This window comes from Nocardioides sp. CPCC 206348, assembly GCF_048654705.1.
In the GTDB taxonomy this organism is placed as follows: Bacteria; Actinomycetota; Actinomycetes; order Propionibacteriales; family Nocardioidaceae; genus Nocardioides.
The window spans coordinates 52,068-52,760 of the sequence record NZ_JBMCZA010000156.1 but is presented as its reverse complement, the minus strand read 5'-3'; the positions used below and the strand labels follow the sequence as shown (position 1 = coordinate 52,760).

The following is a 693-nucleotide window of genomic DNA, read 5'->3' as shown; positions in this document are numbered from 1 at the left end:
TGATGGGAAAACGCCCAACCGGGCAGGAACGTTCCCGCAGGGGCCCTTCAGCGTGCCGTGATCTGGACGACGACCTCTGAGCCGGCCACGACAGGGTGCACCAGGACCCGGCCGCCCTCGCCCGTCTCCCAGGTGCCGTTGGTGATCTCGACGCGGTAGCCGTCGGGGTAGTGGAGGGGGCTGACGAAGATCTCGGTGGGCGCCGCGATCCCGCTGGCTCGGTACCGGTAGGAGAAGGCCCCCGTCGTGGCGTCGAAGCTCATCGCCAGCGGCTCCCCCGCGGTCGCCTGTGCGTAGGTCCGCACCAGCAGCCGCAGCTTCTCCTGCTTGACCGAGGAGAAGTCGGTGTCGTCGTGGAACATCCCCTGGGCGTCGTCGGCGGTCGTCGGGTCCTGCCACTGCTTGTAGGCCCAGTGCGACCAACCCATCAGGTTCCGGTCGGCCACCGCGGCGTCGATCTCGATCGCGCGGAGGTTGTCGGTCGCGCCCCACTCGCTCATCATCGGTGCGGCATTGATCCGCTGGGCCTGGGCGAGCGCGGTCGTCGTCCGTTCCTGGCTGAACTTCCAGCAGTTCTCGACATTGCCGAACGGCAGGCCCTGCGACTCCAGGAAGACGTCCTGGCAGTAGTTGTGCCACGAGTACCCGAGCTGGTCCTCCCCCGCCATCGGCTTGAGGTACGTCGGTACCTGT

1 protein-coding gene is annotated in these 693 nt (G+C 67.7%); it reads right to left on the bottom strand.

Annotated elements, in window-relative coordinates; genetic code table 11:
* Nucleotides 1–47: 47 nt before the first annotated feature.
* Nucleotides 48–693 (bottom strand): hypothetical protein (locus ACOADB_RS11335; RefSeq protein ID WP_378598264.1); only part of this gene is annotated, 646 nt, incomplete at its 5' end.